Annotated in this window: 4 protein-coding genes; 2 read left to right on the top strand and 2 right to left on the bottom strand. The window is 66.4% G+C overall.

Annotated features, from left to right (window positions below):
* Positions 1-699: elongation factor G (fusA, locus tag VKH46_12395; protein ID HKB71637.1), on the top strand; the 699-nt coding region annotated here is incomplete at its 5' end.
* 394 nt (positions 700-1093) lie between these two features.
* On the opposite strand, the gene traF is transcribed toward fusA, so the two are convergent.
* Positions 1094-2242, bottom strand: coding sequence for a conjugal transfer protein TraF (gene traF / locus VKH46_12390; GenBank protein HKB71636.1), 1149 nt, complete (start codon positions 2240-2242; stop codon positions 1094-1096).
* A 136-nt stretch (positions 2243-2378) separates the two neighbouring features.
* On the opposite strand from traF, the gene VKH46_12385 reads away from it, so the two are divergent.
* Entirely contained in the window at positions 2379-3050 is a 672-nt protein-coding gene (locus VKH46_12385; protein HKB71635.1) for a Bax inhibitor-1/YccA family protein, read from the top strand.
* A 307-nt stretch (positions 3051-3357) separates the two neighbouring features.
* Here the strand turns inward: VKH46_12385 and VKH46_12380 are convergent, their stop codons facing one another.
* On the bottom strand, positions 3358-3963 hold the full coding sequence (locus VKH46_12380) for a hypothetical protein (GenBank protein ID HKB71634.1): 606 nt from the start codon (positions 3961-3963) through the stop codon (positions 3358-3360).
* Positions 3964-4021 lie beyond the last annotated feature (58 nt).

Raw genomic sequence — 4021 nt, 5'->3', positions numbered from 1 at the left:
TATAACGTCGAGGTCATCCTGCACCCGCCGAAGGTTCCGTATCGCGAGACGATCACGCGGAAGGCCGAGGCGCACGGCCGCCACAAGAAGCAGTCGGGAGGGCACGGGCAGTTCGCCGACTGCCGCATCGAGGTCTCGCCGCTGCCGCGCGGGGCCGACTTCGAGTTCGAGAACGACATCTTCGGCGGCGCGATCCCGCGCAATTTCATCCCGGCCGTCGAAAAGGGGATCCAGGAAGCGCGCCGGAAGGGCTATCTCGCCGGCCATCCGATGGTCGACTTCAAGGTCCGCCTGTACGACGGCCAGTACCACGACGTCGACTCGTCGGAGATGGCCTTCAAGATCGCGGGATCGCTCGCGTACCGGGAAGCCATGGCGAAGGCGGGGGCGACGATCCTCGAGCCCGTGATGCAGGTCGAGGTGTACGCGCCGGCCGAGTACATGGGCGACCTGATGGGCGACCTCTCCTCCCGCCGCGGCCAGGTGCAGGGGATGGAGGCCGACGGCGACCGCCAGACGATCCGGGCGCTCGTCCCGATGGCGGAGATGCTGACCTACGGCTCGACGCTGCGCTCGATCACCCAGGGACGCGGCGACTTCCACATGGACTTCTCGCACTATGCGGAGGTCCCGCACCTGGTGCGCGAGAAGATCATCGCGGAATCGGGGAAGAAGCAGACCGCGGAAGCCGAGGCGTAGTCCGTCGCCGGAGCTTGCTCGGGGAACCGGGGCGCGTGGCGGCGTCGCGGCTCGGGCCCTCATCCGGCGGCCTGCGGCCGCCACCTTCTCCCGCCGGGAGAAGTCGCGTTGCGGCTCGCTTTGCTCGCGGCCTTGTGTGACTCGACCGCGCGGGCACCACCCCCTCGCTTGCGCTCCGGCTCCCGCACCGCGGGCTTTCGCCTCGGTGGCTCGCGCACTGGCGTGCGCGGCGATCGGCGCGCTCGGCGCTGGATACCCTTCGGGCGAAAGCCTTCCGCGATGTGAAAGGCCCCGACCCTCGCCTCGAGAACTGCCGAACCGGAGATCCGGCTCTTTGCCGTAAACCCAAGGCGCCCGATCGGACGCCGATCGCGTGAGCGATCCTTCGGGGCGATTACAACCGGACCCTCACCTCCGCGGCGGCGCCGACGTCGCGCTTGTCGGAGGAGTAGACGCCGGAGATCCCGATCGAGATCGCCTTGAGAGGAAGCTGGAGGCCCGCGGTGTACGCCCAGTGCGGGTCGACGGCTTCGAGGTCGCGGAAGGCGCCGAGCCGGAGGAAGAAGATCTGAGCGCCCGCCGAGATGCGCCGGCTCGAAAGCCCCGGCACGAGCGTCTTCTGCTTGTTGAGGTCCGCGTCGGCCGCGAAGACGATCCCGTCGAAGGAGACCGGCGCGAACGCGGCCCCCGCGCGGATCGTCCGCGGAAGCGGGGCGCGGGAGCCGTCGGCGAAATCGAGCTCCGGCTCGTTCAGATTCTCGCCGACGATCCCGACGCGCAGCTTCCCGAGCGCCGCGCGGTAGATGGCGCCGGCGTCCAAGGCGAACGCGTTCGACCGGGTTTCGCTCTTCTTCAGGGCATCCCGCAGGAGCGAGGCGGGGTTGTCGGCCGCCTCCGCCAGCGATTCGCTCGCGAGATACGTGCGCGCCTGGACGTAGCGAACGTCGCCGCCGACCGTGAACCCGAGGAAGGAGCCGGCATAGCCCAGACGGAGCTCGCGGGCCTCGATCCCCTTCAGGGTCGCGCGCGATGCGAGCGAGGGGATTACCGAGCCCGGCTCGATCGGGACGACTTGCGGGTAGGCGCCCGCGTACACCGTCTCCCCGATCCCGATCGCGAGTCCCCGGATGGCGTACCCGACGCCGGCGTTTCCCGAGCCGATCGTTCCGGTCCCGCGCTCCTCGAACCGCTGGAGGTCTCGCTCGAGCCTGGCGATCGCCGCGGGATCGGTCAGGGTGTCGACGTCCACGCCCCGAAAGTCGTCCCGGAGCGTGCGAGCAAAGCCGTTCTCGTCGGTCGCGACGGCGCCCCCGAAGATGACCGCGCACCCGAGAGGACACTCGGCCAGCCCCGCGGGGTTTCCCCAGAGCGCCGACGCATCGTTGCCGGCGGCGACGAACGCGCCTCCCATGCCGACCGCCTTCGCTCCGGGGGAAGGGGTCTGGGCCGCGAGAGAGGCCGCCGTCGTGAGCGCCGCGAGCGCCGCCGCCGCGAGGAGACACGGGCGCGCCCCGCGGCCGCCGTCGCTTTCATTCGACCTCATCGGGCGATTATGGCAGGAATCCCGGCCGGAGCCGCCCCGGGAAGGATTCTCGTTTCCTTCGCGTTACAATGACGTTGGAGGATGGAAAGACAGCATGAACCCTTTTGAAACGACCCCTGATTCTCGATTCGAGGCCATGTCGCTGGCGACGGCCGGCCGGGTATCGGCGTTCCTGCGGCGTGTCTACGGATGGATGTTCTTCGGCCTTGCCCTGACCGGTCTCGTCGCGGCGGGAATGGCCGCGAACCCCTCCACCGTCATCGGTTTCGCCCGCAACCCGGTCCTCTTCTTCGGGTTGATCATCGCGGAGCTCGGACTCGTCGTCTATCTCTCGGCGCGCGTCCTCAAGATGTCTCCGGCCGCGGCGGCCGGCGCGTTCATCACCTACGCCGCCTTGAACGGCGTGCTCTTCTCCACGATCTTCCTCGCGTACACGGCGACGTCGATCTCGACCACGTTCTTCATCACGGCGGGGATGTTCGGAGCCCTCGCGCTCTTCGGCACCGTCACGAAGAAGAGTCTCGCGGGAATCGGTTCCTTCGTGACCATGGGCCTGATCGGTCTTCTCCTCGCGATGGTCGTGGGAATGTTCGTGCACTCCGACGGACTGCAGTTCGCGATCTCGATCATCGGCGTGATCGTGTTCACCGGCCTCACCGCCTGGGACGCGCAGCGCCTGAAGGCGATGGCCGTCGCCACTCCGGAAGGCCACGTCCAGAACCTGGCGATCATCGGCGCCCTGCGCCTCTACCTCGATTTCGTGAACCTGTTTCTGTTCCTGCTCCGCTTCATGGGCCGTCGCCGGTAGGCTGGCGGGCCGATAGCTCGAGCGATTACGGGCGCGGGCCCACCCGCGGCGCCCTCAACGTGCGCCCCGGTACGTCTCGGAACACCGCGGGCGTGTCCGCATCCCTTCTCGCTCGGCTCTCGACCCGCCTCAACGTCCCGCGCCACGCTGCGACGTACACGACGCCGCGCCCGCCGGCCGGTCCCGCCGGGTCCGCCTTCCGGCACGTCTGACCGCGCCTCTTAAGCGAGAGCGGCGGAGATCCGTCTCGGAAGGCGTCCGGTGCGCACCTCAACGCCAAAGACCACTCGTCCAACGCCATCCGTTCTTAGCGCGCGCGGCTCGCCGGGAGTTCGAGGCCGAACTCGTCTTTGGCGATGTCGATCATCGCGGCAATCTCCTTCGGGTTGAGCCGATCAAAGTCGCTTCCTAGAGATCGCCGTATGCTCATCCAACGACGGTATCGCTCGATAAGCCGCTTGTCGCTCAGCCTTCGGTCTGAACAGTTCTGTTCCAGCCATCTCGACAAATCACGAATAAGTTTGTCGGGGCTTCCCTCGTGGGCGTGAATGTCGGCAAAATTCAAATCGGAAATGCTGCGAAGGTTCCGATATCGCTTCCGAGTAACGACGAAAACTTCCTTTCCCCACGCCAGCTGAAGCCCCAGCTCGAGCGGCATGTTTAGTCGGAGAGCGTAGGAGAGGTCAGATAACCCAAACCGGCACTGAAGCATCATCCGAGCGATCTTTTGAATCCGGATTTCCAGCGAGCTTCGGTCCTTGGCCATGTACGGAACGAGGTCATAAGCCGTCACCGTGGAAAGAATCGCGATCTCAAGATTCGAATACCGAGGGGAGTAGGGAATGTTCAGGAAGATCCCTTTCGCGTCAAACCCATCTTTGATATCGCGCTGCTCCTCTGCGGAGAGATGCAATGGGTGAGCGTTGCTGAACCAGTCCGGGACCAGAGGTCCTGCTGATGCCATCTTTTAG

This window comes from Thermoanaerobaculia bacterium (genome assembly GCA_035260525.1).
GTDB lineage: Bacteria > Acidobacteriota > Thermoanaerobaculia > UBA5066 > DATFVB01 > DATFVB01.
Note: the sequence above shows the minus strand (reverse complement) of the source record. Positions and strands in the feature narration are given on the sequence as shown.